The 1,122-nt window shown below is 55.7% G+C and carries 2 protein-coding genes; one reads left to right on the plus strand and one right to left on the minus strand.

Annotation, left to right across the window (positions count from 1 at the left end):
* On the minus strand, window positions 1–349 hold a 349-nt coding region (locus IEV82_RS23425), incomplete at its 3' end, for a hypothetical protein (protein WP_188484494.1).
* A gap of 496 nt (window positions 350–845) precedes the next feature.
* Between IEV82_RS23425 and IEV82_RS23430 the strand changes: the two genes are divergently transcribed.
* A partial coding sequence (locus IEV82_RS23430; RefSeq protein ID WP_188484495.1) for a DUF2924 domain-containing protein occupies window positions 846–1,122 on the plus strand: 277 nt, incomplete at its 3' end.

The following is a 1,122-nucleotide window of genomic DNA, read 5'->3' on the forward strand; positions in this document are numbered from 1 at the left end:
TCTCCCCGAGGTCTGTATTCCCTTGGTGGATCCGACGCTGAACGCGCTCCACAGCATTGTCATACTGAAACAGGATTTCAGAAACCGACGAGGGCGTGGCGCCGTCGATGCCGATTTCGCCCAGTGAGTTTGGTGAGTCTTGGGCCGCAGCTGCCTGAGGCAAGCGAATGAGCAACCAGAGCGCTTCGATGAAGACATCGTCTTTCAGAGCAAATTTCAGCGCTTCCCGACCAAATTCGGTAATCTGATCGGCCAGCGCCTCGGTCGGAATGCCGCCGTCCACAATATACCGTATGATTTCAGGCAACGACCGGTATGCCGGCATTTTACCAAGACGCTGATGCCCCATTTATTCTGCTTCCAAAGTTATCAGTGATCAAGTCCGGTAGACGCACGCCAATCAAATGTTCCCTCGAACCGGCGCCTCTTGCGCACTCAATCGTACACTCTGTCCCGGACAGTGACTCTCTTTTTAGTAATTATTAAATAAAAAAATACACGCTTGAGAAGAAACAATCGCTTGCCGCGTCTACGAATGATTTCGAAGCAGCGCGCAGGAACCAGATAAGCGTTTGTTTCCGATTGTTTTTATTGGCTGACCGCATAGCGTTTCCCTGTTCAAAACGCTCTTCAAATGGTACTGCAATGAAACGCCCCAATCCGTTCCCAGCCGACCAGATGACCGCCGCCGAGCGCCGCGCCGAGCTCTGCGGGCTGCTGGCGCTCGGGTTGGTTCGGCTGCTTGGTAAGGATGGCCGCGAAGTATCTGACAATACTGGAGAACGTTGCCTACACTATCCCAAAGACCAATGCCGTCATGCAACTCCAACTCACCGGAGAAACGCATGACGAAGCCCGATCCCATCCCCGCGCGCCTAGCCGCGATGAAGTCCATGTCCGTCACCCAGTTGAAGTCGGAGTGGCAGACGATCTTTGCCATGGCGGCGCCGAACAACAGCCGAGCGTTCCTTGAGAGCCGGTTGGCCTACCGCATCCAGGAGCTGACGTATGGAGGCCCTGATCGCGAAACTCGGCGCATGCTGGACCTGCTGGCCGACGAGGTCAGCGGCACCCTGACACGCAAGAGCCAGATCGCCGATCCTCGCAATCCCGTGGTCGGCA

The sequence above is a fragment of the Marivita lacus genome (assembly GCF_014637725.1).
Classification (GTDB): domain Bacteria; phylum Pseudomonadota; class Alphaproteobacteria; order Rhodobacterales; family Rhodobacteraceae; genus Marivita; species Marivita lacus.